We start from the raw sequence: 22,438 nt of genomic DNA on the forward strand, positions 1-22,438 counted from the left end.
GACGATAGGTGGGGATAATAACTGAAATCTCCATATTCTTTTTCGATAATAAATGAACCAATGATCAATGCATCAAACGGCGAGCTCCAGAAACATTCAATAGCATCGCGTGGTGTATAAACAATGGGTTTGCCCAGCGTATTGAATGACGTATTAATAAGCACCGGAACGCCTGTTTTTTGATAAAAGGCCTTAAGCAGATCGTAATAGGGTTTGTTTTGCTGCTCGTTAATGGTTTGGATGCGGGCGGTACCGTCAGTATGTTTAACTGCCGGTATTTTATCAGCTTTGTCTTCCAGAACATCATATACAAAAAGCATAAAAGGCGAATAAGATGCAGCTTTAAACCAGTTTGATGCCTCTTCTTCCAGCACAACAGGTGCAACTGGTCGAAAATCCTCACGATCTTTTACTTCATTTAATCTTGCCTGCATATCAGCATTAATCGGTGACGCCAGAATAGAACGCCCCCCAAGAGCGCGCGGGCCAAATTCCATTCGTCCCTGGTACCAGCCTATGATCTTATCCTGTGCAAGCAGCTCAACGGTTTCTTCTGCCACATTCTCCAGTTTACGATAAGGCATCTTGCACCACTTCATAAACTGCTCTATCTCGCTGTCATTATATTCTGGTCCCCAGTAAGCATGCGTCATTATAAAATCTTTGCTTGCTGCAGGCCGTTGCTGCGTATCTATCCAAAGTGCTGCACCTAAAGCCGTGCCATCATCGCCCGATGCAGGTTGCACCCAAATGTTTTTGAACGGTCCACGATCACGTATCCGGGCATTGGCTACACAGTTCAAAGCTACGCCACCGGCCATGCATAAATTCTCTTGTTGGGTTTCTGAGTAAAGCCAGTCAGTTAATTCCAGCATAGTTTCTTCAAGGACCATCTGCATAGAATGGGCGATGTCAAAATGATGCATGGTAAATTCTTCATGCCTTAATCGCTGCGGACCGAAGCGCTCGGTAAACCGCTGATCTTTTATCGTATACTGGCCATTCTTACCCACCTGGATGATGTCTCTGAAATCGTATAAAAAAGTAGGTTTACCATATGATGCCAGTGCCATCACTTTGTACTCATCCGAAGAATGCAAAAAGCCAAGGTGTGTGGTAACCTGCTCATACAGCAGCCCTAAAGAATGAGGCATATTTACCTGACCGATACGGTTAAGCTCATTGCCGGAACCTATATTATAGGTTGTTGTAGCATATTCTCCGCGACCGTCAGCAGTAAGCACAGCTGCATTCTCAAAAGGCGAGCAATGAAAAGCGCTGGCAGCATGTGCAGTATGATGCTCCACAAAGTGCCATTGTTCAGATTGAATATTGGCGCCAAAAAAACGCTTTTGTAAATGATGCGGGTATCCGTCGTTCAATTGCTGACGCGCATTAATAATGGATGAAAGAAACAGTGGATCCCATGGATTTAACCAATCCCCATTTGTAAATTTCTCTTCGTTGTCGAAAGGAATTTCAATAGTCGGCCTTTTGCGGTAATCGCCTCCTATTAATAAGTATGGATCAAACGAGTAAGCGATATGATCCACATCATTAATGTGAATATCCGCTACGCGCAGGCAATAATCAATGGCATGAAACGGAAGTTCCCAGGTTGAAAAAGGCACCGGGCGTTTGCCATGCTTGATATGGGTAAAACGTTCTTCTTCTGCGGCAGCAAGCAGTTTGCCATCCTTTAAGATACAGGCGGCCGAATCGTGAAATACTGCATTTATTCCTAATATATACATCTAAACCAGGTAAAATTGTTAAACATCAAATTTTGAGACATATAGAAGGAACATCATATTTCGTCCGAGAGTTTAAGCGATTAATACCTGTTTTAAATGAGGTAAATACTTGTTTTCAAACATGGGTGAGTATAGAAAACTTATTTTTTGATAGGATGTTTAAAGCATATGCCTTCAGAATTATTAATACGATGCAGCCATCTGCTCAAGGAAAAGAAACTGACCATAACCTTTGCCGAAAGTGCAACAGCAGGACGGCTCTCCGCCGAGTTTGCTTTGATACCCGACTGCGGTGAAATATTAAAAGGTGGAATAGTTTGTTACGATGCATGCATTAAGCAAGATATATTAGGCGTGCCTGAAAGCCTGGTAAAAAAATATACCCCTGAATCGGCTGAAGTTACCGAAGAGATGGCACGCAGGCTGGGAACTATTATTAAGGCTGATATTTACATTGCTATTACCGGACTAACCATGCGGGGAGGAAGTGAGAGCTCAGAAAAACCTGTTGGCACTATATTTATTCATGCCATCATTAATCAAAAGCCTGTTCCTGTGAGAGAAGTATTTAAAGGTTCGCCGGAAGAAGTCGTGCTGCAAACGGTTGACCGGGTTGCCCAACTGCTGATCGATGAAATAGGATAAACGGGTATAAATCCTGGCTATAACGGGTATTTTCCACCCAAACCGCCTGTAGCTAAGCCTGTTGCTTTTATAAACCACATCTATAAATCTATGAAAGCAGCAGTATTCCATAAACCTGGAGATATCAGCTATGATACAGTTGACGATCCCCGTATAGAAAAAGCAGACGACGTTATATTAAAAGTTACCTCGACAGCCATATGCGGATCCGATCTGCATATTCTTGACGGCGGCATTCCGCAGGCCAGCGATATGATCGTCGGGCATGAGTTTATGGGCATTGTTGAAGAAACCGGTCCGGCTGTTAGAAAATTAAAGGTTGGCGACCGCGTGGTAGTACCATTCCCGATTGCATGCGGACATTGTTTCTTTTGTACACATGACAGCCCTGTAAATTGCGAAAACTCCAATTATAAACATTACGGGCCTGATGGCGATTTGTTGGATCAGAAAGGCGGGGCTTTATTTGGATACACCGATTTATATGGCGGCTATTCAGGCGGACAGGCGCAATACGTGCGTGTGCCGTATGCTGATGTAAACCCCCGTGTGGTGCCGGAAGGTATGACGGATGAGCAGGTGCTATTTCTCACTGATATTTTTCCAACAGGGTGGGCGGCTATTGACTGGGCGCAAATGAAGGGCGGAGAAGTGGTTGCCATTTTCGGTTCCGGGCCTGTCGGATTAATGGCGCAAAAAGCCGCCTGGCTTAATGGTGCAAGCCGTGTAATAGCAGTCGACCCTTTGAATTACCGGCTGGAACGCGCAAAGACAGTGAACAAAGTTGAAACCGTCAATCCGCACGAGGTAGACGCTATAGAATATATACGCCAGGCTACCGGCGGTCGCGGTGCGGATGTTTGCGTAGATGCAGTAGGCTTTGAGGCTGAGCGCTCCATCTTCGACAAAATAAAAGCGACCATCAACTTTGAAAAAGGAACAATTAAAGTGCTTGAAGCCTGCTTTAAAGCGGTGAGAAGGAATGGTACAGTTAGTATTGTGGGTGTGTATGGAACGCCGTTCGATAATTTCCCCCTCCATCGCATTTTCGATAAGGGTATCACCATCAAACAAGGCCAGGCCCCGGTAACCAATTATATTGATCACCTGATAGAGTTGGTACAATCAGGAAAAGTAGTGCTGGATGATATTATCTCACACCGGTTGCCACTAAGCATGGTATCGCATGCATACGACATTTTTAAAAATAAAGAACAGGATTGTGTAAAGGTAGTCCTTAACCCATGGGAGTAAATTAAAAATAAACAGTATGGAAAACAATCAAAAATATGTGCTGATAACCGGCGCTACGAGCGGTATCGGTTATGAATTGGCAAAGTTGTTCGCACGGGATAAGTATAACCTGGTTAATGTGGCGAGAAGCGCTGAAGAGCTGCAAACCTGTGAAGCAGAATTTATAAATTATGGTATTGAGGTAATCTCGATTGCCAAAGATTTGTCAGTCCGTGACCAGGTGCTTGAGCTTTGCGAAGAAGTCCGCGGTAAAGGTATCCATATCGATATCCTGGTGAATGATGCCGGGCAAGGCCTGTACGGTGAATTTAAAGATACCGACCTGGAACGCGAGCTGGCAATTATCGATCTGAACATTGGTGCAACGGTAATACTAACCAAACATTTTCTTCAGGATATGGTAGAAAGGAACGAGGGTAAGATATTAAATCTTGCTTCGATAGCCAGTAAACTACCCGGGCCAAGGCAATCCGTTTATCATGCTACCAAGTCGTTCATACTTTCTTTTTCGGAAGCGTTGCGGGCAGAATTGTCAGAGACTAATATTACCGTCACCGCGCTGATGCCGGGCGTAACGGATACTGATTTCTTCCGCAAAGCCGAAATGCTGGATAGCAAAGCCGTGCAGGATAAAGATGCAATGGCCGATCCGACAGATGTAGCTAAGGATGGGTATGAGGCATTAATGGCAGGAAAGGATAAAGTGATATCAGGCTTTAAAAATAAAGTACAGGTTGCTGCAAGTAACATGATGCCGGATAGTACGGTTGCCGATACGCTAAAAAAACAGCAGGAACCGGTTCACCCTGATCATTAAAGAGTCTTAATCGTTGTATTAAGTTTGTTTTAGTTTTTCAATCGCAACGGAAAGGGGCAGTCCAATTGTCCCTTTTCTTATTTATTTCATTTCACTGTCGATTTTCTGAATAGCGTTCAGATGCTTTTTCAATATCGGCAAAGTATTGTTGGCAAATGTCCTTAAATCTGTGTCGCGTAGTTCCTTTAGTGCAACCTCAAAAGTTTTGATAGTTTCTTTATGATCTTTGACCATAGCTGTTACATAGGCTCTGTCAAAATCTTTGCCTGCTTTACTTCTGAGCTCGTTTTCTAATTTCTGCTGATAGTCGCCCAAAATTTTTGGCAGGGTAATACCCTTGTCCTTTGCGATGTTTTTAATTTTGTCATTGGCGGCAGAGTGATCGCTCACCATCATGGTGCCAAACTCTTTTATTTGGGAATTGGTGGCTTGTTGTTGCGCCAACTTTCCTAGTTCAACTTCAGCCATACCGCCATCTGCCGCGTCGACAGCGAATTTTGCGTCAACTCTGTTGGTTTTCATTACAAGGCCGCTGGTAATCGACTTGCCAGAATCGGCCACAGAGTCTTTCATCGTATTTAAAGTGTCCGCACTCGATTTACTGTCCCAATGTTTATCCTTATTGTTTTGGCAGGACGTTATTACAACTGCCGTTAAAGAGATTGGTAATAGAAATTTTAATGTTTTCATAGTTGTTTATCTTTTAATAAACAACAGTTTGCCGGTTGTACAGATTTAATTTTTTTGTGTTTTGCTGCAATTATAAGAGGCGCTTCTGAAAGAACGGCAGAAGTGTTTACGTGATCGCTGGTCGAAATGTCAGAAGTGCAATAAAGCGATGCTATAATTGCCATATTTTAATCAATAATTAATTTAGAAGATATTATTGGTAACTATTTTGCGTTTAATGGCGTAAAGAGCTAATATCTTAGCCCTTCCCTTTTTAAAAAACTATTGATTAAACACCATTAAAAAATGGCGCCTGGTTGGTGCCGGACAAATGAATTTAAAACCTGTAAAAAGTTTAAGTGAGGATCAGTTGGAGTCTGGTTTGAAACTTGTCGTTGCCGACGGACTTTCGGCAGAAGCGATGGTTGTATTTACAAGCGGTACCTTTCTTACCGCAATGGCCATCCACATGGGAGCTTCTAATTTTCAGTTGGGTGTTTTGGCGGCACTGCCAACATTCACCACTATTTTTCAGTTGTTCTCTATCTGGCTTGTTCAAAAATTTAAAAACCGCAAAGCCATTACCGCCTTTTGTAATTTCATGGCGCGTGTACCGCTTATCGCCATAGGTGTATTACCGTTTTTATTTACAGCTGGAACCAGTATTGAAATACTGATCGTGATGCTGTTCTTCCAGCACATCTTTGGTGATATAGCCGGGGCAAGCTGGAATGCCTGGATGAAGGATATGATACCCGGTTCAAAGCTTGGCTCCTTCTTCTCCCATCGCAGTCGTATGGCCCAAACGCTGAACGTGACTTTAAGCCTGGCTACAGCTTTAGGACTGGATTACATCAAAAAGCATTATCCTTCAAGCGAGATCATGGTTTATCATTTGTTATTCCTTGCAGGCGGCATGTTGGGTATGATCAGCGTTATTCTGTTGTTACGCACACCAGAACCTGAAGCCAGTAAAATTGACGGCAAACTGCTTTCATTGTTCAGCCGGCCGCTGAAGAATACAAATTTCCGCAATCTGCTAATCTTTAATTCTTTCTGGGCATTCGCGCTAAACCTGGCTACACCGTTTTTTGCCGTATTTATGATGAAGACTATGGGATTGCCGGTTGCTTATATTATTGGTTTGGGTATTATCAGTCAGCTGAGCAGTATCATTTCTATCAAAATATGGGGTCGTTACTCCGATCGTTTCAGCAATAAAAACATTGTGGTCTTTTGTGCACCGTTATACATTGCTTGTATTCTGGCATTTGCTTTTGCTGCCACACCGGGTAATATACACGCTATGCTTGCTTTATTGGTGGTCATCCATGTTGTCAGCGGTCTGTCTACCGCCGGTATTACTCTCGCTCTTTCCAATATTGGCATCAAGCTGGCACCCAATAATGAAGCTATAGCTTACATCACTGCCAAAAACATGTTTGTGGCACTGTTTTCTACACTGGCGCCTGTGGTTGGCGGTTTAATGGCAGACTTTTTTGTTTCACACCGGATGGAATTAAACCTGCATTTGGGTTTCATCGGAATGTCTAATGTCCATCTGTTAACCCTTCAGGGCTGGAATTACTTTTTTATTATTGGTGGCACACTTTCTCTGCTCTCACTCAGATTATTGAAAAAAGTGAAAGAAGAAGGCGAAATAAAAAACAAACGCCTGGTTATCCATATGCGTACGCGTTTTCGAAGTAACCTGCGCACATACCTGGGCCGCGGGATGACTGATAAGTTGTACTATCCTAAAACAGTAATTCACCAGCGCAAAATCCGGCGATTAAAAACGCGGGAACAATACCGAAGAGCTGCTTAACCATAAACGCTAAAGACTTAATATCGTTTAAATCATGACGACGAGTTAACTCACCCCGAATGCGCTACGCTGTTCGACCCTCTCTATGGCAAGCCATAAAGAGGGTAAAAGAAGAAATAAAAAAATCCCCTCTTTACCGCTTGCGGTAGAGAGGGTGGTCGAGCGAAGCAAGTACCGGGTGAGTCAAATATGCGTCATGCTTAACCTTTAGTATCGGCTTAATCATTATCCGGCGGCCCCTGGTATTCGGGTACATCTTCGCCTTTATGCAAATGGCGGTTGCGATGTTTTACCGGTACATTTTCGGATAGATTTTCATTCTCGTTTTCGGTATATTTTTCGGCCATCCGGTTATCTCTCATCGGATCAGTGCCTCCAAAAGCTTCCGTCGGGCCATGGCTCTCACGACCATTGCCTGACGGCTTCCCTTTCGGCGGTTCGCTTTTATGCTTTCCCATAATATTGATTTAAGGTTTGGGCAGACCTGCATATGGCAACCATAATTCAGGCAGGCCTGCCGTAAGCAATTATTAATTATACTAATCAGTGCTGGCCACCTTTGCGGCCAATTTCAGACATATGTTCTTTGTCGCGGCTCACTGCTTCCCCGCCCTTTCGGCCGGCTTCGCGTGCCTCTTCCGAATCAAATTCATGTGCGTGCCCCGATTCATGCGCAGCCTTGCCGCCTTTGCTGGCTATTTCGCGCTGCTTATCATCATCCATCGACGCAAACCCACGTTGTGAGGCATTGCCATGACTTTGCGACCGTCCATCACCGCTTGTATGAGACTGATGACCCTGGCTGCCTGTATGACTGCCTTTACCTTGTCTTTCATCTGTTTCTTTTTCCTTTGTAGTAGGCATAACTTTAAATTTTAAGTGTTTATAAATTATATTTAAAGGAATAACAAGACGGTTCTAACTGCTGTTTCCGCAATAAATACGGGTTTTTGGTGGGCGAAATACGGATTTAAAAACGAGAAGCTGCCTTACGTCCAATCATAAAACACCTTGCGGGGACGGCGGGGTAGATGGCTGAGGATTTGGCGATGGCGGTGCGGGCGGTATTTCCGCAGGCTGATTCGGGGGATCTTCCTGGGGAATATCCGGTCTGCCGGGGTCGCCTGGTTTTTCAATCTCGGGCCGGTTGGGATTTACCGGCATTTCTTCCTGCTCACCAGGGAATGTTTTCTTTGCCATAATAGCTGTTTATTGGGCAACAGGTGATTAAGGCTGATTGTTTTTTTGTTTGATCAATCAGTAAAAAATTGACGACTTCAACTATAAAGGCTCAAATCTTAAAACTTGTTATACAAAAGATGTGTCATAGGACTGCTCATTTTTATAAGCTCAATGTTAGTGGCCCATATCTCGGTACGGTATAGCTTTACTCCATCCTCAAATACAACCCGGGTTTGGATTTTACCCTGGATATAGGCCCACTTTCCTTTTTGGACAAGGATATCACCAACGATATCAGATGGTATAATAAGACGATGATTCTCCACATGTTCAAGCAAAGTATCACCTTTTCTAATCTCTTCAGTAGTGGATAGGGTAAAGCAGAGCAGGCGCTTATTGCCTTTTTGAGTCCAAACAGGATCATCAGCTATCTTTCCCAATAAAAATACACGATTGACTGTGGCGTTAAACGGCATGTAAGTTCCTGGTCATTCCTTTATCGATCAAATTTTTGATCCGTTCTACAATATCATCCAAGTCAAAGGGTTTGGCTATAAAATCATCACAACCATAGTACCCCAATGACCTTATTACTTTCGGATAAGCTGACATGATCATCACCGGCAAATCCGTAGTTTTTGGATTTGCTTTTATCTGGTGACATATCTCGCCTCCGTTTATTCCTGATAAGATATAATCTAATATTACCAGGTCGGGGTCATAATCATCAATTACCGAAAATATATTGTCTGTTTCTTCGATGATCTTTACATCAAACCCCTCATAATTAAGAGCCTCGTTCATTACATCGAGAACTCCTTCGTCGTTGTCCAGGATCAAAACCTTTTTCATAATTGACTCAATTACCCCCCCCCCAAGTCTGCGAGGGGAATGTTAATAATTAAACTACGGGAATCGGCTCAATTAGCGTTCGAATAACGGTGAAAGCTTAAGCCTAAAGTACGATGGAGGATTTTAACATGGTAAGTAGATATACCTGCAAAATGAATGTGTTAAATACGCGATTTTTAAGAAAATGCAGATTTTTTACAGAATCAGATGGCGAGCTTAACAATTAATTAATGATGCCATGCTGCAGGGCATATTTAATGAGGGCAATAGTATTACGGGTACCGGTTTTGTTGATCATGCTTTGACGGTGCCCTTCTACAGTTCGCTTGCTTGTGAAGAGTTTATCGGCTATCTGCTGATTGGTGTAACCCTCGGCGGTTAGTGCCAGTACTTCCAGTTCTCTTTTGGTAAACTCTACTTCGGGGATATCTTCTGTGGAAGATGTTGCGGGCATTTCGGCCAGCCGGTGCATAAACCGCATAGCAAGCTCGGAACAAATATAATTGCCATCTATATGGATATGATTAATGGCAAAGACCAGTTCATCGGCGCTGATATTTTTTAAAAGGTACCCGGCAACGCCTGTGTGGAAAGCCTTCACTACATATTTTTCATGATCGATCATGGTCAGCATAATGAATTTTGCCTTCGTTTTGATGTCCTTTAGCTTCTCTGCCAGTTCCATACCACCCATAACGGGCATATTCATGTCTGCCAGGATAACATCTGCTTCAACACCTTCCTGTATCATGTGCAGCACCTCCGCACCGTTGGTTGCTTCGGCCACTACATTAAAGTTAGGCTCCTTATCCAGCAGGTTCCTGATACCGTCGCGCACGATATTATGATCTTCAGCAAGGATGATCCTGATCATCACCAAGTCCGTTTTATCATTAATACGTTTATTCATAGTCTAAGGTATCTGTGTTTACAAAAAAATTATTTATCTGCTTTAAATGGAATATCAATATTAATAATAGTGCCTTTGCCCGCCTTTGATATAATGTCAATATTTCCATTCAACAGGTTTACATTGTTGCGGATAGTTTTTAATCCTATGCCACCTGCTTTTTCTTTTAACGCATTGAACCCCTTACCATCATCCTGCACCAATACTAAAATACGATTATGATAGGCTTCTATTGCAACAAGAGAATTTGAAGCTTCTGAATGTCTGACCACATTCATCATCAGTTCCTGGATAAGGCGATAAATCGCTACCTCAATATATTTATCCAGCCGCTTTGCAGATCCTTTAAACCGGCATTTAAATTGAACTTTTCCGCTCAGTCTTCTGCAGACATCTTCTATAGAGGTTTTTAACCCAAAGTCTTCTAATATCACCGGCATCAGCTCGTGCGACAAGCGCCTGCTTTCGGTAATAGCATCAGTCAAAAGCTTGTCTGCGGTTTTTATGCTTTCTTTATTGCTTTCGTTTATTTGAGACTTATCAACTGTGCCTAAACTGAGTTTAGCTGCATATAATATCTGTCCGAGGCTGTTGTGCAGAGTTTCAGCTATGCGCTTGCGCTCAATCTCCTGGGTATCCAGTACAGTGCGGAAAATTTCCTGCTGCTGCATTTCTTCCAATTCCTTTTGACGCCTGTCTAGTTCCCGGTTCCTTTCCTCAACTCGCTTTTGTTCGGTCATATCCATATTAGAGGATACCAGCATATCTCCGTTGCGTATAAACATGGTAGCATACCAGCGATTTATACCCTCATGTTCATAGAAATATTCCATGTGGACGCGTTCACCTGTTTCCATGGCATTTACCATGGCATCAAACAAGCCCATTTTTTTAATGCCGGGAAACACTTTAGAATATAGTTTGCCTGGCAGATCCTTCCTGCCGCTCGAATCTTCTATGCGTTTATTGACGATAATAATCTTAAAATCGGTTATTTGTTTTTTTCTGTTGTAAATCGGTTTGAATACTGACATGCCCACATGTGTGGTATTGTAGATAGATTCTAACAATTTATGATTTTCCTGTAGTTCAGAGGTTCGTTCCTTAACCTGCTGCTCAAGGGTATTATTAAATTCCTTCAGTCTTTGCTCACTTTTGCGCAAAGCTTCCTCCGCGCATGTGCGTTCAACTGTTTCGTTATACCGTGATATGATGACCGCAGCCGCATGGGCCAAAATCCCCGCTAATTCCATTTCCCGCTGACTTGGATTGCGAGGTTGTTCAAAATACATAGCAAACGTTCCCAGTACAGGCCCTCCTTCGGTATACACAGGGAAAGACCAGCAACTACGATAATTATGTTTTCGCGCCATAGACAGAAATGGTGTCCACAGAGGCTCCAGTTCCACATCGGGGGTGATAACCGGCTCACCTGTATCCATGGCCAAGCCGCATACCAGCGACTCGGGGCCAACCTTGAATCCATTGACATCCCGGGCATATCCTTCAGGCATGCCTGCCACCAGGTGCAACCCTTCCTTATCGGCAGGAACCATATAAAAAGCGGCTCTGGCTTCGCCATTTGTTTGTGTGATTATAGTATCAATTAGTGGGTGAAGTGATGCCGCCAGCGATTGACCGCTCATAGCTGCCTGAAAAGCCTGTTTCTGGCCATTCAGCCAGGCTTGCCGTTCCCGCAATTTCTCTTCAGCATTTTTCCGTTCGATCAGGTCAGCAACTTGCCGTGCTAATATGTCGAATAGCTGAAATTCTTTTTCTGAAGGATAATATACCTTACGCCAGTGGGTCGAGATCATTCCTACGATACTTCCGCTACGAGAAATGAGTCTGGTAGACTGGGTTGTGTGGATACCTGAAAGCCTGTAAGCTTCCAGGTCCTTAATTGTAATACCTTTCCATTCTTCAACATCGGGAATTAAAACACGCTCACCGAGCAGCAAAGCAAGTCCGCAGGAAGTCTTCTCTTCCACGCTTACCCATTCCCATTGTTTTGCCGAGGCCGGGGCAAAGCCTTTATGCGCTAAAAGAAAAAGTTCGTTACGTTCTGGAATGAGCATTTGGATACTTGCCGTATCAGAATGCATTACCGTACTGGCGGCTTCAAGTATTTTTTTGTAAAGTGCGCCCGAATCCTCTTCCTCTATCAGGCTATGACTAACCTCCTGCAATAATTGCATATCAGCAAGCTCATTGGCAAGATTCGTTTCCGATTCGATTAATGCGGCCCTGGCTTTTTTCTCCGCATCGATATTTCGCGTAATGCCGATCAGCCTGTGATCGTCCACCAACCGCGCGATAACCCTTACCCAAATGGGCTGATCTTTGCGAGCACCCGCCAACCGGTGTTCTATCATCAGAGGCTCCTTCGTAGCAATAGCGTGCTGCATGGCTTTTTCAACACGTTCAGCATCATCGGGATGCACATGCATCACGTGTTTAATATTATCCTGAGGTACCTCAAAGCCAATCACATCGCCTGCACCTTCGGAGATTTTTATCTGGCCGGTATTGATGTCTCTTTCCCAGCTGATGAGGCGACCAGTAACGGTTGCCTGTCGCAGGCGCTCCTCGTTTTCACGAATCGTGCTTTCAACCTGTCCGTTTAGTTTTGGGTCTTTATCTGGAGCGGCGGCTAGCATAATTAAGATGACTAAACCCGGTTAAATAATCTTAGGGGACCCGGCAAAAATAAGCGTTTAACGTAACGCCATGTAAAGGTAACTATTTGAAACTGAATAAGTTTTTCTCCTTTATTGAGCTAGGTCCGTCTAACCATAGCTAAAAGTCACAAATCCGGCTGAATTAAAGGCATAAGGTATCAAAATCAGGTATATGGCGCAGTACGAAACACGTATTTAACACGCAAACCCCCAAAGACTAATCCTGTTAGAACTTATGATACCGGTCATTAAACTCAAATACTATGGATACAAAGACAGCGGTGAAGGATTCAAAACTGAAAGAGTTTTTTGTAGATCAGTTGAAAGACATTTATTGGGCCGAAAAGAAGCTGATTAAAACGCTTCCAAAGCTCCGCGAAGCGGCTGCGATACAACAACTGAGGGATGCATTCGGCGCTCATCATATAGAAACAGAGAAGCATGTTGAGCGGATTGAACGGGTGTTTGAAATGGTAGGCGAAAAACGCGATACCACTAAATGTGCTGCAATGGCGGGTATAGCAGACGAAGGCGAAGATATAATTCACAAAACAGAGGAAGGTACCGCACAACGTGACGTAGGGTTGATCTTTGCCGGTCAGAAAGCCGAGCATTACGAAATAGCCACCTACGGAGGACTGATGAGTCTTGCCGTAACTTTAGGTTATAACGATGCTGCCGAGTTACTGCGCCAAACTCTTGAAGAAGAAAAAGCTACTGATACTAAGCTGACCAACATAGCCAAAAATCATGTGAACTACCAGGCGGCCCGCGAGCACGCCTGATTGAGGAAGTTAATTCGGCAGAGCTTCCTTTTTATACAATTCCCGGCGCTCCCTTTCTTGCCGGGAATTGATTTTTTAATGAATACATTATCTAATTCAATTATTAAATCCTATGGAAAATCAAAGCAACAACCAACTCGAACAAACGATTTTGAACTGCGCAATGGCATGCGAATTCTGTGCAACATCATGCCTTAAGGAAGAAGATGTTAAAAATATGACCGATTGCATTGCACTCGACAGGGACTGCGCCGACATATGTATCCTGGCAGCAAGACTATTAAAGCGGGACTCCACCATTGCAAAACAATACTTACTGCTTTGCGAAGAAATATGCCGGATGTGTGCCGACGAATGCAGCAAACATGAGCATGACCACTGCCAGAAATGTGCCGAAGCCTGCCTTGCCTGTGCGGAAGCCTGTCACCTGCACCACGAACCTTTACACCAGGATTAACGCTCAATCCCATTTACCATGACTACACTGACTGAAGAAAAAACCCAAAAACAAGATAAGCAACCCGGCATCGAGGCCGAAATGCATCCTGCGCCGCAGTATATAAAAGACACTTATTTGCCATCAGGAAAATTAAAAGGTAAGGTTGCCCTAATTACCGGGGGCGACAGTGGCATTGGACGAGCTGTTTGTGCTCACTTTGCCGAGGAGGGTGCTGACATAGCGATTGTATACCTGAATGAAGATGAGGACGCTGAAAAAACAAAAGATATTGTAACCGCTGCCGGGCGTAAATGCCTATTGATCAAAGGAGATATTAAGAGTAGCGACTTCTGTAAATCATCTGTAAAAAAGGTAGTTGATGAATTTGGGAAGATCAACATCCTGGTAAATAACGCGGGTATGCAATTCCCTCAGAAAGATGTAAAAGAGATTACTGATGAGCAGCTAAAAATAACCTTTCAAACAAACATATTTGCCTACTTCTACTTTGCCGAAGCAGCGGTGGCGCATATGCATGAAGGCGATTGCATTATCAATACAACTTCGGTTACGGCTTATCGCTCATCGCCCAGCCTGATCGATTATTCATCTACTAAAGGTGCTATAACCACTTTCACCCGCTCGCTGGCCACTAATCTTGCAGAAAAGAAAATCCGTGTGAACGGTGTAGCTCCCGGCCCGGTTTGGACGCCACTGATCGTATCGACATTTGATGAGGAAAAGATCAACAGCTTTGGTCAGGAAACTGCAATGAAACGTGCAGGACAGCCCTCGGAACTGGGGCCGGCTTATGTGTTCCTGGCTTCTGATGATTCGTCGTTTATTACCGGGCAGGTGATCCACGTGAACGGTGGCGAGGTGGTAAATGGTTAATAGCAATGCCGAAAAGGAAGAATCTTTGGTATGCACTGCTGTTTATCTTTTTAGGAGGGTTCCTGCTAAGGCAGTCGTTTTATATTGAGAACAAAGTACTTGCTATTGTTGCCCTGGCAACGGGCGTCATCTTTATGATAGCAGCAATCATTGTTTTTTGGAAAAACTTTCGGGAATAATCAAGCTTATACTATTATGAAAAGAGAAGAGCAGTCGGTTCGTCCTAAAACAAAGGCAACCGGTAAAGTACAGAAGCAATCGAAAAATGTAAGCGAAACTGAACATCGAGCAGCAGAATTGCCCGGCAATGAAGCCAGCGTGGCTGCTGAATTGAAAAACAGGGAAAAATAAAAAATCATTTATGAAAGCAGTAAGAATTCATGAGTACGGCGGTCCCGAAGTATTGGAGTTGGAAGAAGCACCGATGCCAGAGCCTGCAAGGGATGAAGTTTTGGTAAAAGTTTATGCAACCAGCGTTAATCCTGTTGACTGGAAAATACGCGAGGGTGCACGAAAAGAAAAATTTCCCGCTGACCTGCCTTTGATACCGGGGTGGGATGTCTCGGGAGTGGTTGAAAAAGTTGGTGAGAACGTTCACCAGTTTAAGAAAGGCGACGAAGTTTACGGTCGACCTGATCCGACTAAGGATGGTGCATATGCTGAGTATATTGTAGTAAAGGCTAATCAGCTTGGACGTAAGCCAAAAAGCATCGATCATATCAATGCGGCTGCTGTTCCACTTGCCGGATTAACTGCATGGCAGGGATTGTTTGACCGTGGGCATTTAGAAAAAGGACAAAAAGTATTGATACATGCGGCTTCGGGTGGCGTGGGTACATTCGCTGTGCAGTTTGCTAAATGGAAAGGCGCTTATGTTATCGGTACATCATCCGCTGCTAATATTTCGTTTGTAAAGCAATTAGGCGCTGATGAAGTAATCGATTACCATAATGAAAACTTTGAAGATAAGCTAAGCGGCATTGACCTGGTATTTGATACCATCGGTGGCGACACGCAAAGGCGCTCAATACAGGTTTTAAAAAATGGAGGCAGACTGATCACTACGCTTAAACCTGAGTTCCAGGCTGAGGCTAAAGAAAAACATATTTACCTGGAAGGTTATACCGCACAATCTTACCCTGAGCAGTTAGAAAAAACTGCCGGATTGATAGATGAAGGCCTAATACAACCCGTCGTATCCATGGTGCTGAACCTGGAAGATGCGCGCCGGGCGCAACAAATAAGTGAAGAAGGCCATGTGCGCGGGAAGATCGTGATCAAAGTAGTGTAATTTATGCGATCAATTTGTCAGGTGTAATGGGTAGGTCACGAACCCGCTTGCCGGTTGCATTATAAATAGCGTTAGCTATCGCAGCTGTTATTCCTGTGATACCTATCTCTCCGATTCCCCTTGCACCGATGGGTGAAATATACGGGTCGGGTTTATCGATAAATTGCACTTCGATCTCAGGAATATCCGCGTGTACCGGAACAAGGTATTGAGCCAGATCGCGTGTTACCACCCTACCATTATTGGAATCATATTGCGTATTTTCCATTAGGGCCATCCCGATGCCAAAGATCATTCCGCCCATGATCTGGTTGGTGGCAGTTTTAAGGTTCATCACTTTGCCTATGTCCATTATCGCAACCAGTTTATCAATTTTAACAGTCCCTAAATCCGGGTCGACCAATACTTTTGCAAACTGTGCTCCGAACGAATGAAAAGAGTGACCTTTACGATCGGTTTTCTCATCCTCTTGCACAGCTGCATTAGTTTTACTTTCTTCCTCAATTTTTGCCTCTGGACTACCCGGTACTGCTGGTGTTGGCGGACCCTGCTGACGGGTGGAAACATTGGTTTTTGCTTCTGCCTCCAGCTTGTCCAGGCCTTTACGATTTAATATCGCTGAATAGCTTTCCCCCTTATTCGCATTATCTTTCAAGTGAATACTGCCATTTTCTGCCACAATATCCTCTGCCTTGTGGCCATGTAAAGGTGATGATTGATCAGCAATAGCGAGATCGATCAATTTAGCAACTGCACCTAACGCCGCTGCCCGTATCGGCGGGCCAACACTTGCAGACACCTGTGAGCCACCTGATTGTGCGCCTTTTGGGTAAGAACTATTGCCCAGTTTCACTTTTACCTTATCAACAGGCAATGCAAAAGCATCAGCAGCCACTTGTGTCATTACGGTATAAGTACCTGTGCCTATATCCTGTGTCCCGCATAAAATTTCAGCATGCCCATCGGCGAATATTGTTGCTTTTGCTGAGGATGCACTTCTGTTGGCAGGATAAGTAGCAGTAGCCATGCCGTAGCCAACCAGGTAGCCATTTTCTTTTAAAGTACCGGGCTCAGCTTTACGATTATTCCAGCCTATAGCATCCGCACCTTTTTGATAACACTCTTTTAGGCTTTTTTCTGAGAATGGTTTCTTTTTGTGTTCGTCTGTTTCAGCATAGTTCACCATTCGAAATTGGATGGGATCCATTTTTAATTTATTGGCGAGCTCATCCATTGCCACCTCCAAAGCATAAGTGCCCGGTGCCTCGCCTGGAGCGCGGGTAGGGCAAGGTGTTCCGCGATTGAGCCGGACGATCTCGTGGCTTACCTCCAGGTTAGGACAACTATAGATCATAGTCGTTGCTATTCCGGCAGGTTCAACAAATTCATCAACAAATGATGTTTCCGCGGTGGTTGCATGTTTTACTGCTGTCAGCTTTCCGCTTTGATCGGCACCCAATGAAATTCTTTGAACGGTTTGTGTACGTCTGCCTGCGGTAGAAAACATTTGCTGCCGTGCAAGAACGATCTTTACCGGCCGGTTAAATTGTTTTGCGGCCATCGGTGCCAACAGCGTATTTGGCCAGGTAAATCCTTTTGAACCAAAACCTCCGCCAATGTACAATGCATAAACCTGCACTTTTTCGGCAGGTATCCCCAAAATAGAGGTAAGCAATGATTTTACTCCCATAACGGATTGCGTGGCATCATAAACCGTCAGTTTATCACCGTCCCACGCTGCAATAGTAGCATGCGGCTCCATTGCGTTGTGATGGTAGACGGGCGTAGTATAGGTTTCATCAGTCTTCACCGCAGCACTGTTGAACCCGGTTTCAAATTCTCCTCTTTTTACTTGTGTTTCTTGTCCGCCCAAGCCAGCGGCCGGTTTATAAGCAGTATGTATATTTTTTTCAAGACCGATAGCTGCAGGCTGAATTTCATATTCGATTTTTACAAGCGCAGCGGCATGCTCAGCCTGTTCAAAACTCTCGGCAACCACAACTGCAATGTGCTGACCGCCATAAAATACACGGTCGCTTTGTAATGGAAGCAAGTCTTTTTCTGCAAATTTGCCATCAGAACCTGAAGGAAAATGCAGTTGCATGGCATTCTGATAAGTCATCACACCAATGACACCCGGCATTTTTTCGGCCTTGCGGGTATCAATGCTTTTAATTCGCCCTTTGGTTATTGTGCTGCTGATACAAACACCATGTGCCAGGTTCTTTACCGGAAATTCGGCGGCATAGGTTGCTGCCCCTGTCACTTTTAATTTACCATCAACCCGGTCGATAGGCAGCCCAATAGTTGGATTCATGACATACCTCCTGTAATTTTTAATGCGCGTACCAGCGTACGTTTTGCCAGCTCAATTTTAAATGCATTATCCTTATGGCCTTTGGCCTCGCCTAAGGCTGCTTCAGCTGCTTTACGATAATTCTGTTCATTAGCTGTGTTTGCGATCAATGCTTTTTCAGCTGCTGCTGATCGCCAGGGTTTGGTTCCAACGCCACCCATGGCTATATGCGCATTTTCTATTCTTCCATTCTTAATATTCAGAATCACTGCAGCTGAAGCCAGTGCGAATTCATACGACTGCCTATCACGTACTTTTAGATAATGTGATCTCGACGCATATGGAATAGCCGGTATATTAACATGAGTGATCAACTCACCTGGCTTAAGCGAATGCTCCAGATGTGGCGTTTGTCCCGGAAGCAAATGAAACTCATTGAAAGGAATAATACGCGTTCCGCCTTCACCCTGAACATGTATGGTCGCTCCTAATGCGGAAAGCGCCACGCACATGTCCGAAGGATGCGTGGCAATACATTTGTCACTCGTGCCTAATACGGCATTGCTCCGGTTATAACCATCAATTGCAGCACAGCCCGAACCAGGCATACGCTTGTTGCAGGCAAAATCAGTATTGTAGAAATACGGACAACGTGTACGCTGCATCAGATTGCCACCTACCGATGCCATATTCCGCAATTGAGGCGAAGCGCCCGCAAGTAAAGCTTCGGATAAGACCGGGTATTTTTGTTTTATTGCCGGATGATATGCCAGGTCGCTGTTTTTTACCAATGCACCAATGCGTACGCCGCCATTTGGTAATTCTTCAACCTGGTTCAATGGCAATCTGTTGATATCCACCAGTTGGGAAGGTGTTTCGATATCCAGCTTCATCAGGTCGAGCAGATTGGTGCCGCCTGCTATATATTTTGTATCCCTGCTATGTGCTGCTGTTAAAGCTGAAGCATCGCTTTCGGCCCTTAAAAATTTGAATGGTTCCATAAGGCGAAATGATTAAGCATGTTGAACTTCTTTAATAGCTGCCAATATATATTGATAAGCGCCGCAGCGGCAGATATTACCACTCATTTGTTCCCTGATCTCAGCATCACTATGCGCATGACCTTCGTTGATCAAACCCACTGCTGAACAGATCTGCCCGGGTGTACAATATCCGCATTGAAAGCCATCATGCTTTAAAAATGCAGCCTGCATCGGATGAAGATCATCACCCTTTGCCAAACCTTCAATTGTTGTAATTTTTGAGCCTTCGCACATTGCCGCCAGAGTAAGACAGGAGTTTATTCTTCGCCCATCGATCAGAACCGTACATGCGCCGCACTGTCCATGGTCGCACCCTTTTTTGGTCCCGGTCAATCCCAGTCGTTCGCGCAATGCATCCAGTAAGGTTACCCGCGAATCGATATTCATCGGATATCTTCTATCATTGATGTCCAACGTATAGGAAGTGACTTCGATAGCTGATGGGTTTTCGATTTCCTGCTCTGTTTCCGCAGTGTGACCAAATAGGGGTGTTAAGGTTAAACCTGCTCCCGCGACGCCCAGTTGTGTAAGGAATTCACGGCGCGTACTGCCTTTCCTGGTTTCATTTTCCTCTTCAGCAGAGGTGATATCATGTTCTTCCACGGTGATCTGTTTATAAAAAAACATTGCCAATAGGCTTATGTTTCCAAAACATTATTCATCCGGCGTTAGAATTATCTTCAACCTGGTTTGCGTAATAGACCTTAATTTTTTGCCCGTTATCCAGTTTTACGGTGATCATTTCACCGTTAATTTGTTCAATTGTACCTTCACCATCAGGTGTCAGCACTTTTTGGCCTACCTGTAAATTTGTATTCATAGTTTCAATCGCATTTAATTTCAGAACTTCTAATCTGGGTTGGTCTGACCGTCATTATCTACAGTACCTTCCCGGTACTCCTCTTGTGGGTTGGGTTTATGATTATCCTGCTGATCTGTGTTTTCACCAACTTTTTGTTGATCGGGCAATTCCTGTGGTCCGGGAATATTGGGTTCTGACTCTTGATCACCCGGGCTGCCTTCCTGGTTACGCGCTATAAAATTTTCATCTTCAGGATGTTCTTCGGCAGGTTGGGTCCGACGGAAATAAGCATTATCCTCACCGGCATTTTGCGGTGGGTTTGCTTTGTCGTTTCCAGCGGGCGTCAGGTTATTTTCGCCAAAACTTTGTCCGCCCATACCTTGTCCTTCCATACCGGGTGCATTGACATCTTTCATTTTGGCATCGCCGAACAGGTAACTTCTTTTCAGATCTTTTTCCTCCAGGTTATTATCATCATCAACCCGGTAGGCATTAGGTTTGTCAGAGTTTGCAGGTTGTTCTGCAGGTTTTTTCTCTTCTTCTGTTTCGTTTTCACTTACCATGGTAATAGAATATTGATATAAAATATTAATGACTGAGACGCACTAATGTTTTCAAAAATCAATCAATATTCTACTTTTCATCAGGATGAGGGCTTATTTTCTTATGATAAAATTCGCTCTCATTCGCAGGCTTACCATGCTTTTTTGTGTGTTCAGACAAAAGCGAATGCTTCATATCTTCACTCATCAGCATATCCGGTTTCACGGCGTCTTTCCCTGATTTCTTTTTCTTACTTTTTTTATCAGCTGCAGTCATCATCTCTCCTTTTAAATAATAACCTTGTCAATATTCTATGGTTTTAAAAAGCTTGTCTGATTACCTTCAAAATATCAGCTTGAAAGCGAAAGGGATAACAATAATGCCCAGGCTTACCAAAATATACAACTTATACAGCCGGCCATTTTTACCCTTATAAAACCGGATGATCTGCTGGTACCTGTTATTGCTAAAAATAAGCAGGTAGTTGAGTATAAGAAATGGTAAAATGAAAGTTAAGATGATTGAAACGGCATCATTCAGGATAACATCCCTGAATATTTTTACCGGGACAAAAAGCGGCCAGTGCCTGCCCAAAATTCCCCTGAGGAAAAATAAAATAGCCAGCAGGTTAACGCCATGCAAAATAGACATTGGGATAAGCGTAGCCACTTTCCATTGATCAGAATCCTTCTTTTTAGTCATCCTGATCGCATCGGCCCATATTTCGTAATAAATATTGGTCATCAATTATTCAACATTTTAAAGCAATGAGGGTTTTTATCACTTTGCGACGGGCTCGATAAATATTTGCTTTACCCGCGGAAATTCCTTCTTTATACTTTTGATTATCCGCTGAACAGCGTCAGTTATTTCATGAGTAGTAAGATCGTCTTTGAAAACTGTATTTAATTGTAAAAGAACTTCTTCCGGAGACAGATAAGTTGAAAAGTGCTTTTTTACCTTAATAACTGCTGCATCAGCTTCTGTTAGTTTGATAATTCCCCGCAAAGTTTTTCTGCTGGTTGTTTCTCCCATTAATAAACTTTTGCTCTCACGTATCAATATCGCTGAGGTTACGATAAGTATAACACCGATAATCATTGATGCTATTCCATCATAATACGGTTTGTTAAGCAACCGCCCTAAAAATATGCCCAGGAAGGCAATAATAAGGCCTAACAGATCGCCAAAATCGCCCAATAAAACAATGATGGTTGACGGGTCTTTTGTTTTGATCACTGCTTCCCAGAATGGCATCTCACTACGCCGCTTGTTGAATACCTTTAAGGCCGCAAACATGGAGATCATATTAAACACAAAAGCAAAGGCCAAAACGGCATAATTCCAGGTAACGTTTCCTTCCATCTGTGGCTTGCTCATACGTGTAAACCCTTCATAAACTGATATGCAACCGCCCATACTAAAAATCATAAGCGAGACGATGAATGACCAGAAATAAAATTCACGGCCGTAACCAAACGGGCGTTCAGAGCTCGGCGATCTGCGACTGGTTCTTATTCCCCAGATCAGCAAAAGCTGACTAGTGAGGTCGATAACGGAATGTATTCCTTCCGACAGCATGGAAGAACTCGCTGTAAAGTATGCCGCAATAAATTTAAATACGGCGATAAGTGAGTCGACCACCAATGATACATATATGAAAAAACGTGATTCCATTTATGCTAATCCAATTTTGTAATAACATAAAGGATGATGGAATGTTAGGCGGCTGAATAGGGAACAGGCTGCTAGC

The 22,438-nt window shown here is 43.8% G+C and carries 27 protein-coding genes; 10 read left to right on the forward strand and 17 right to left on the reverse strand.

Translation table 11 applies throughout. From position 1 onward, the window contains the following. A partial coding sequence (locus VIM89_RS21845; RefSeq protein WP_488158315.1) for a carbamoyltransferase family protein occupies nt 1-1,754 on the reverse strand: 1,754 nt, incomplete at its 3' end. A gap of 168 nt (nt 1,755-1,922) precedes the next feature. On the opposite strand from VIM89_RS21845, the gene VIM89_RS21850 reads away from it, so the two are divergent. The 3 genes from VIM89_RS21850 (at nt 1,923) to VIM89_RS21860 (ending at nt 4,470) form a co-directional block, all read left to right on the forward strand. Further along, nucleotides 1,923-2,399, forward strand: coding sequence for a CinA family protein (locus VIM89_RS21850; RefSeq protein WP_488158316.1), 477 nt, complete (start codon nt 1,923-1,925; stop codon nt 2,397-2,399). Between the two features lie 90 nt (nt 2,400-2,489). Then, nucleotides 2,490-3,653 (forward strand): zinc-dependent alcohol dehydrogenase, encoded by a 1,164-nt coding sequence (locus tag VIM89_RS21855; RefSeq protein ID WP_488158317.1) that lies wholly within the window; start codon nt 2,490-2,492, stop codon nt 3,651-3,653. A gap of 16 nt (nt 3,654-3,669) precedes the next feature. Further along, nucleotides 3,670-4,470 (forward strand): SDR family NAD(P)-dependent oxidoreductase, encoded by an 801-nt coding sequence (locus VIM89_RS21860; RefSeq protein ID WP_488158318.1) that lies wholly within the window; start codon nt 3,670-3,672, stop codon nt 4,468-4,470. A gap of 81 nt (nt 4,471-4,551) precedes the next feature. Here VIM89_RS21860 and VIM89_RS21865 read toward each other — a convergent pair whose 3' ends face one another. Further along, nucleotides 4,552-5,160: a DUF4142 domain-containing protein gene (locus VIM89_RS21865; RefSeq protein WP_488158319.1), complete on the reverse strand. Its 609-nt coding sequence runs from the start codon at nt 5,158-5,160 to the stop codon at nt 4,552-4,554. Nucleotides 5,161-5,470: 310 nt separating this feature from the next. Here VIM89_RS21865 and VIM89_RS21870 point away from each other — a divergent pair, with 310 nt between their 5' ends. Then, nucleotides 5,471-6,967, forward strand: coding sequence for an MFS transporter (locus VIM89_RS21870; protein ID WP_488158320.1), 1,497 nt, complete (start codon nt 5,471-5,473; stop codon nt 6,965-6,967). Nucleotides 6,968-7,185: 218 nt separating this feature from the next. Here the strand turns inward: VIM89_RS21870 and VIM89_RS21875 are convergent, their stop codons facing one another. The 7 genes from VIM89_RS21875 to VIM89_RS21905 all read right to left on the reverse strand — a co-directional run bounded on the left by VIM89_RS21875 (nt 7,186) and on the right by VIM89_RS21905 (nt 12,571). Next, nucleotides 7,186-7,425, reverse strand: a complete 240-nt coding sequence (locus VIM89_RS21875) for a hypothetical protein (protein ID WP_488158321.1) — start codon at nt 7,423-7,425, stop codon at nt 7,186-7,188. Nucleotides 7,426-7,510: 85 nt separating this feature from the next. Beyond that, entirely contained in the window at nt 7,511-7,831 is a 321-nt protein-coding gene (locus VIM89_RS21880; RefSeq protein ID WP_488158322.1) for a KGG domain-containing protein, read from the reverse strand. A 135-nt stretch (nt 7,832-7,966) separates the two neighbouring features. Continuing rightward, entirely contained in the window at nt 7,967-8,167 is a 201-nt protein-coding gene (locus VIM89_RS21885; RefSeq protein ID WP_488158323.1) for a hypothetical protein, read from the reverse strand. 98 nt (nt 8,168-8,265) lie between these two features. Next, nucleotides 8,266-8,625, reverse strand: a complete 360-nt coding sequence (locus VIM89_RS21890; RefSeq protein ID WP_488158324.1) for a single-stranded DNA-binding protein — start codon at nt 8,623-8,625, stop codon at nt 8,266-8,268. Then, nucleotides 8,615-9,001 (reverse strand): response regulator, encoded by a 387-nt coding sequence (locus VIM89_RS21895; RefSeq protein WP_488158325.1) that lies wholly within the window; start codon nt 8,999-9,001, stop codon nt 8,615-8,617. Before VIM89_RS21895 ends, VIM89_RS21890 begins: the two co-directional genes overlap by 11 nt. A 223-nt stretch (nt 9,002-9,224) precedes the next feature. Then, nucleotides 9,225-9,911: a response regulator gene (locus VIM89_RS21900; protein ID WP_488158326.1), complete on the reverse strand. Its 687-nt coding sequence runs from the start codon at nt 9,909-9,911 to the stop codon at nt 9,225-9,227. A 29-nt stretch (nt 9,912-9,940) separates the two neighbouring features. Continuing rightward, nucleotides 9,941-12,571: a GAF domain-containing protein gene (locus VIM89_RS21905; protein ID WP_488158327.1), complete on the reverse strand. Its 2,631-nt coding sequence runs from the start codon at nt 12,569-12,571 to the stop codon at nt 9,941-9,943. A gap of 284 nt (nt 12,572-12,855) precedes the next feature. Between VIM89_RS21905 and VIM89_RS21910 the strand changes: the two genes are divergently transcribed. The 6 genes from VIM89_RS21910 (at nt 12,856) to VIM89_RS21935 (ending at nt 16,001) form a co-directional block, all read left to right on the forward strand. Next, entirely contained in the window at nt 12,856-13,377 is a 522-nt protein-coding gene (locus VIM89_RS21910; protein WP_488158328.1) for a YciE/YciF ferroxidase family protein, read from the forward strand. Between the two features lie 112 nt (nt 13,378-13,489). Beyond that, nucleotides 13,490-13,834, forward strand: coding sequence for a four-helix bundle copper-binding protein (locus tag VIM89_RS21915; protein WP_488158329.1), 345 nt, complete (start codon nt 13,490-13,492; stop codon nt 13,832-13,834). Between the two features lie 18 nt (nt 13,835-13,852). After that, a complete protein-coding gene (locus VIM89_RS21920) occupies nt 13,853-14,710 on the forward strand; it encodes an SDR family oxidoreductase (RefSeq protein WP_488158330.1) in 858 nt (285 codons plus the stop codon). A gap of 5 nt (nt 14,711-14,715) precedes the next feature. Continuing rightward, a complete protein-coding gene (locus VIM89_RS21925) occupies nt 14,716-14,889 on the forward strand; it encodes a DUF6095 family protein (protein ID WP_488158331.1) in 174 nt (57 codons plus the stop codon). A 16-nt stretch (nt 14,890-14,905) separates the two neighbouring features. Continuing rightward, nucleotides 14,906-15,061 (forward strand): hypothetical protein, encoded by a 156-nt coding sequence (locus tag VIM89_RS21930; RefSeq protein ID WP_488158332.1) that lies wholly within the window; start codon nt 14,906-14,908, stop codon nt 15,059-15,061. A gap of 10 nt (nt 15,062-15,071) precedes the next feature. After that, entirely contained in the window at nt 15,072-16,001 is a 930-nt protein-coding gene (locus VIM89_RS21935; RefSeq protein ID WP_488158333.1) for an NADP-dependent oxidoreductase, read from the forward strand. Between the two features lies 1 nt (nt 16,002). Here the strand turns inward: VIM89_RS21935 and VIM89_RS21940 are convergent, their stop codons facing one another. From VIM89_RS21940 to VIM89_RS21975, 8 genes are all read right to left on the reverse strand, one after another. Continuing rightward, a complete protein-coding gene (locus VIM89_RS21940) occupies nt 16,003-18,318 on the reverse strand; it encodes a xanthine dehydrogenase family protein molybdopterin-binding subunit (protein WP_488158334.1) in 2,316 nt (771 codons plus the stop codon). Next, nucleotides 18,315-19,298 (reverse strand): FAD binding domain-containing protein, encoded by a 984-nt coding sequence (locus VIM89_RS21945; RefSeq protein ID WP_488158335.1) that lies wholly within the window; start codon nt 19,296-19,298, stop codon nt 18,315-18,317. Before VIM89_RS21945 ends, VIM89_RS21940 begins: the two co-directional genes overlap by 4 nt. Nucleotides 19,299-19,310: 12 nt before the next feature. Further along, the gene (locus VIM89_RS21950; RefSeq protein WP_488158336.1) at nt 19,311-19,967 is read right to left on the reverse strand and encodes a (2Fe-2S)-binding protein; all 657 of its coding nucleotides are present in this window, start codon (nt 19,965-19,967) and stop codon (nt 19,311-19,313) included. Nucleotides 19,968-19,998: 31 nt separating this feature from the next. Next, nucleotides 19,999-20,160, reverse strand: coding sequence for a hypothetical protein (locus VIM89_RS21955; protein WP_488158337.1), 162 nt, complete (start codon nt 20,158-20,160; stop codon nt 19,999-20,001). Between the two features lie 29 nt (nt 20,161-20,189). After that, nucleotides 20,190-20,705 carry a hypothetical protein gene (locus VIM89_RS21960; protein ID WP_488158338.1) on the reverse strand — a complete coding sequence of 172 codons (516 nt, stop codon included), beginning with the start codon at nt 20,703-20,705 and terminating at the stop codon, nt 20,190-20,192. A 70-nt stretch (nt 20,706-20,775) separates the two neighbouring features. Then, nucleotides 20,776-20,964: a hypothetical protein gene (locus tag VIM89_RS21965; protein WP_488158339.1), complete on the reverse strand. Its 189-nt coding sequence runs from the start codon at nt 20,962-20,964 to the stop codon at nt 20,776-20,778. A 63-nt stretch (nt 20,965-21,027) separates the two neighbouring features. Further along, nucleotides 21,028-21,429, reverse strand: a complete 402-nt coding sequence (locus VIM89_RS21970; protein ID WP_488158340.1) for a hypothetical protein — start codon at nt 21,427-21,429, stop codon at nt 21,028-21,030. A 36-nt stretch (nt 21,430-21,465) separates the two neighbouring features. After that, on the reverse strand, nt 21,466-22,362 hold the full coding sequence (locus VIM89_RS21975; RefSeq protein ID WP_488158341.1) for a cation diffusion facilitator family transporter: 897 nt from the start codon (nt 22,360-22,362) through the stop codon (nt 21,466-21,468). Between the last annotated feature and the right edge of the window lie 76 nt (nt 22,363-22,438).

Origin of the sequence: Mucilaginibacter sp. (assembly GCF_036568825.1) — a bacterium.
Classification (GTDB): Bacteria; Bacteroidota; Bacteroidia; order Sphingobacteriales; family Sphingobacteriaceae; genus Mucilaginibacter.

Bases quoted from the DNA above. Each gene is read 5' to 3' on its own strand.
- VIM89_RS21910 (WP_488158328.1), top strand. From the start codon at position 12,856: ATGGATACAAAGACAGCGGTGAAGGATTCAAAACTGAAAGAGTTTTTT.
- VIM89_RS21960 (WP_488158338.1), bottom strand. From the start codon at position 20,705: ATGGTAAGTGAAAACGAAACAGAAGAAGAGAAAAAACCTGCAGAACAA.
- VIM89_RS21975 (WP_488158341.1), bottom strand. From the start codon at position 22,362: ATGGAATCACGTTTTTTCATATATGTATCATTGGTGGTCGACTCACTT.
- VIM89_RS21915 (WP_488158329.1), top strand. From the start codon at position 13,490: ATGGAAAATCAAAGCAACAACCAACTCGAACAAACGATTTTGAACTGC.
- VIM89_RS21970 (WP_488158340.1), bottom strand. From the start codon at position 21,429: ATGACCAATATTTATTACGAAATATGGGCCGATGCGATCAGGATGACT.
- VIM89_RS21930 (WP_488158332.1), top strand. From the start codon at position 14,906: ATGAAAAGAGAAGAGCAGTCGGTTCGTCCTAAAACAAAGGCAACCGGT.
- VIM89_RS21965 (WP_488158339.1), bottom strand. From the start codon at position 20,964: ATGATGACTGCAGCTGATAAAAAAAGTAAGAAAAAGAAATCAGGGAAA.
- VIM89_RS21920 (WP_488158330.1), top strand. From the start codon at position 13,853: ATGACTACACTGACTGAAGAAAAAACCCAAAAACAAGATAAGCAACCC.
- VIM89_RS21955 (WP_488158337.1), bottom strand. From the start codon at position 20,160: ATGAATACAAATTTACAGGTAGGCCAAAAAGTGCTGACACCTGATGGT.
- VIM89_RS21885 (WP_488158323.1), bottom strand. From the start codon at position 8,167: ATGGCAAAGAAAACATTCCCTGGTGAGCAGGAAGAAATGCCGGTAAAT.
- VIM89_RS21870 (WP_488158320.1), top strand. From the start codon at position 5,471: ATGAATTTAAAACCTGTAAAAAGTTTAAGTGAGGATCAGTTGGAGTCT.
- VIM89_RS21890 (WP_488158324.1), bottom strand. From the start codon at position 8,625: ATGCCGTTTAACGCCACAGTCAATCGTGTATTTTTATTGGGAAAGATA.
- VIM89_RS21860 (WP_488158318.1), top strand. From the start codon at position 3,670: ATGGAAAACAATCAAAAATATGTGCTGATAACCGGCGCTACGAGCGGT.
- VIM89_RS21895 (WP_488158325.1), bottom strand. From the start codon at position 9,001: ATGAAAAAGGTTTTGATCCTGGACAACGACGAAGGAGTTCTCGATGTA.
- VIM89_RS21905 (WP_488158327.1), bottom strand. From the start codon at position 12,571: ATGCTAGCCGCCGCTCCAGATAAAGACCCAAAACTAAACGGACAGGTT.
- VIM89_RS21945 (WP_488158335.1), bottom strand. From the start codon at position 19,298: ATGGAACCATTCAAATTTTTAAGGGCCGAAAGCGATGCTTCAGCTTTA.
- VIM89_RS21875 (WP_488158321.1), bottom strand. From the start codon at position 7,425: ATGGGAAAGCATAAAAGCGAACCGCCGAAAGGGAAGCCGTCAGGCAAT.
- VIM89_RS21855 (WP_488158317.1), top strand. From the start codon at position 2,490: ATGAAAGCAGCAGTATTCCATAAACCTGGAGATATCAGCTATGATACA.
- VIM89_RS21900 (WP_488158326.1), bottom strand. From the start codon at position 9,911: ATGAATAAACGTATTAATGATAAAACGGACTTGGTGATGATCAGGATC.
- VIM89_RS21865 (WP_488158319.1), bottom strand. From the start codon at position 5,160: ATGAAAACATTAAAATTTCTATTACCAATCTCTTTAACGGCAGTTGTA.
- VIM89_RS21925 (WP_488158331.1), top strand. From the start codon at position 14,716: ATGCCGAAAAGGAAGAATCTTTGGTATGCACTGCTGTTTATCTTTTTA.
- VIM89_RS21880 (WP_488158322.1), bottom strand. From the start codon at position 7,831: ATGCCTACTACAAAGGAAAAAGAAACAGATGAAAGACAAGGTAAAGGC.
- VIM89_RS21950 (WP_488158336.1), bottom strand. From the start codon at position 19,967: ATGTTTTTTTATAAACAGATCACCGTGGAAGAACATGATATCACCTCT.
- VIM89_RS21850 (WP_488158316.1), top strand. From the start codon at position 1,923: ATGCCTTCAGAATTATTAATACGATGCAGCCATCTGCTCAAGGAAAAG.
- VIM89_RS21935 (WP_488158333.1), top strand. From the start codon at position 15,072: ATGAAAGCAGTAAGAATTCATGAGTACGGCGGTCCCGAAGTATTGGAG.
- VIM89_RS21940 (WP_488158334.1), bottom strand. From the start codon at position 18,318: ATGAATCCAACTATTGGGCTGCCTATCGACCGGGTTGATGGTAAATTA.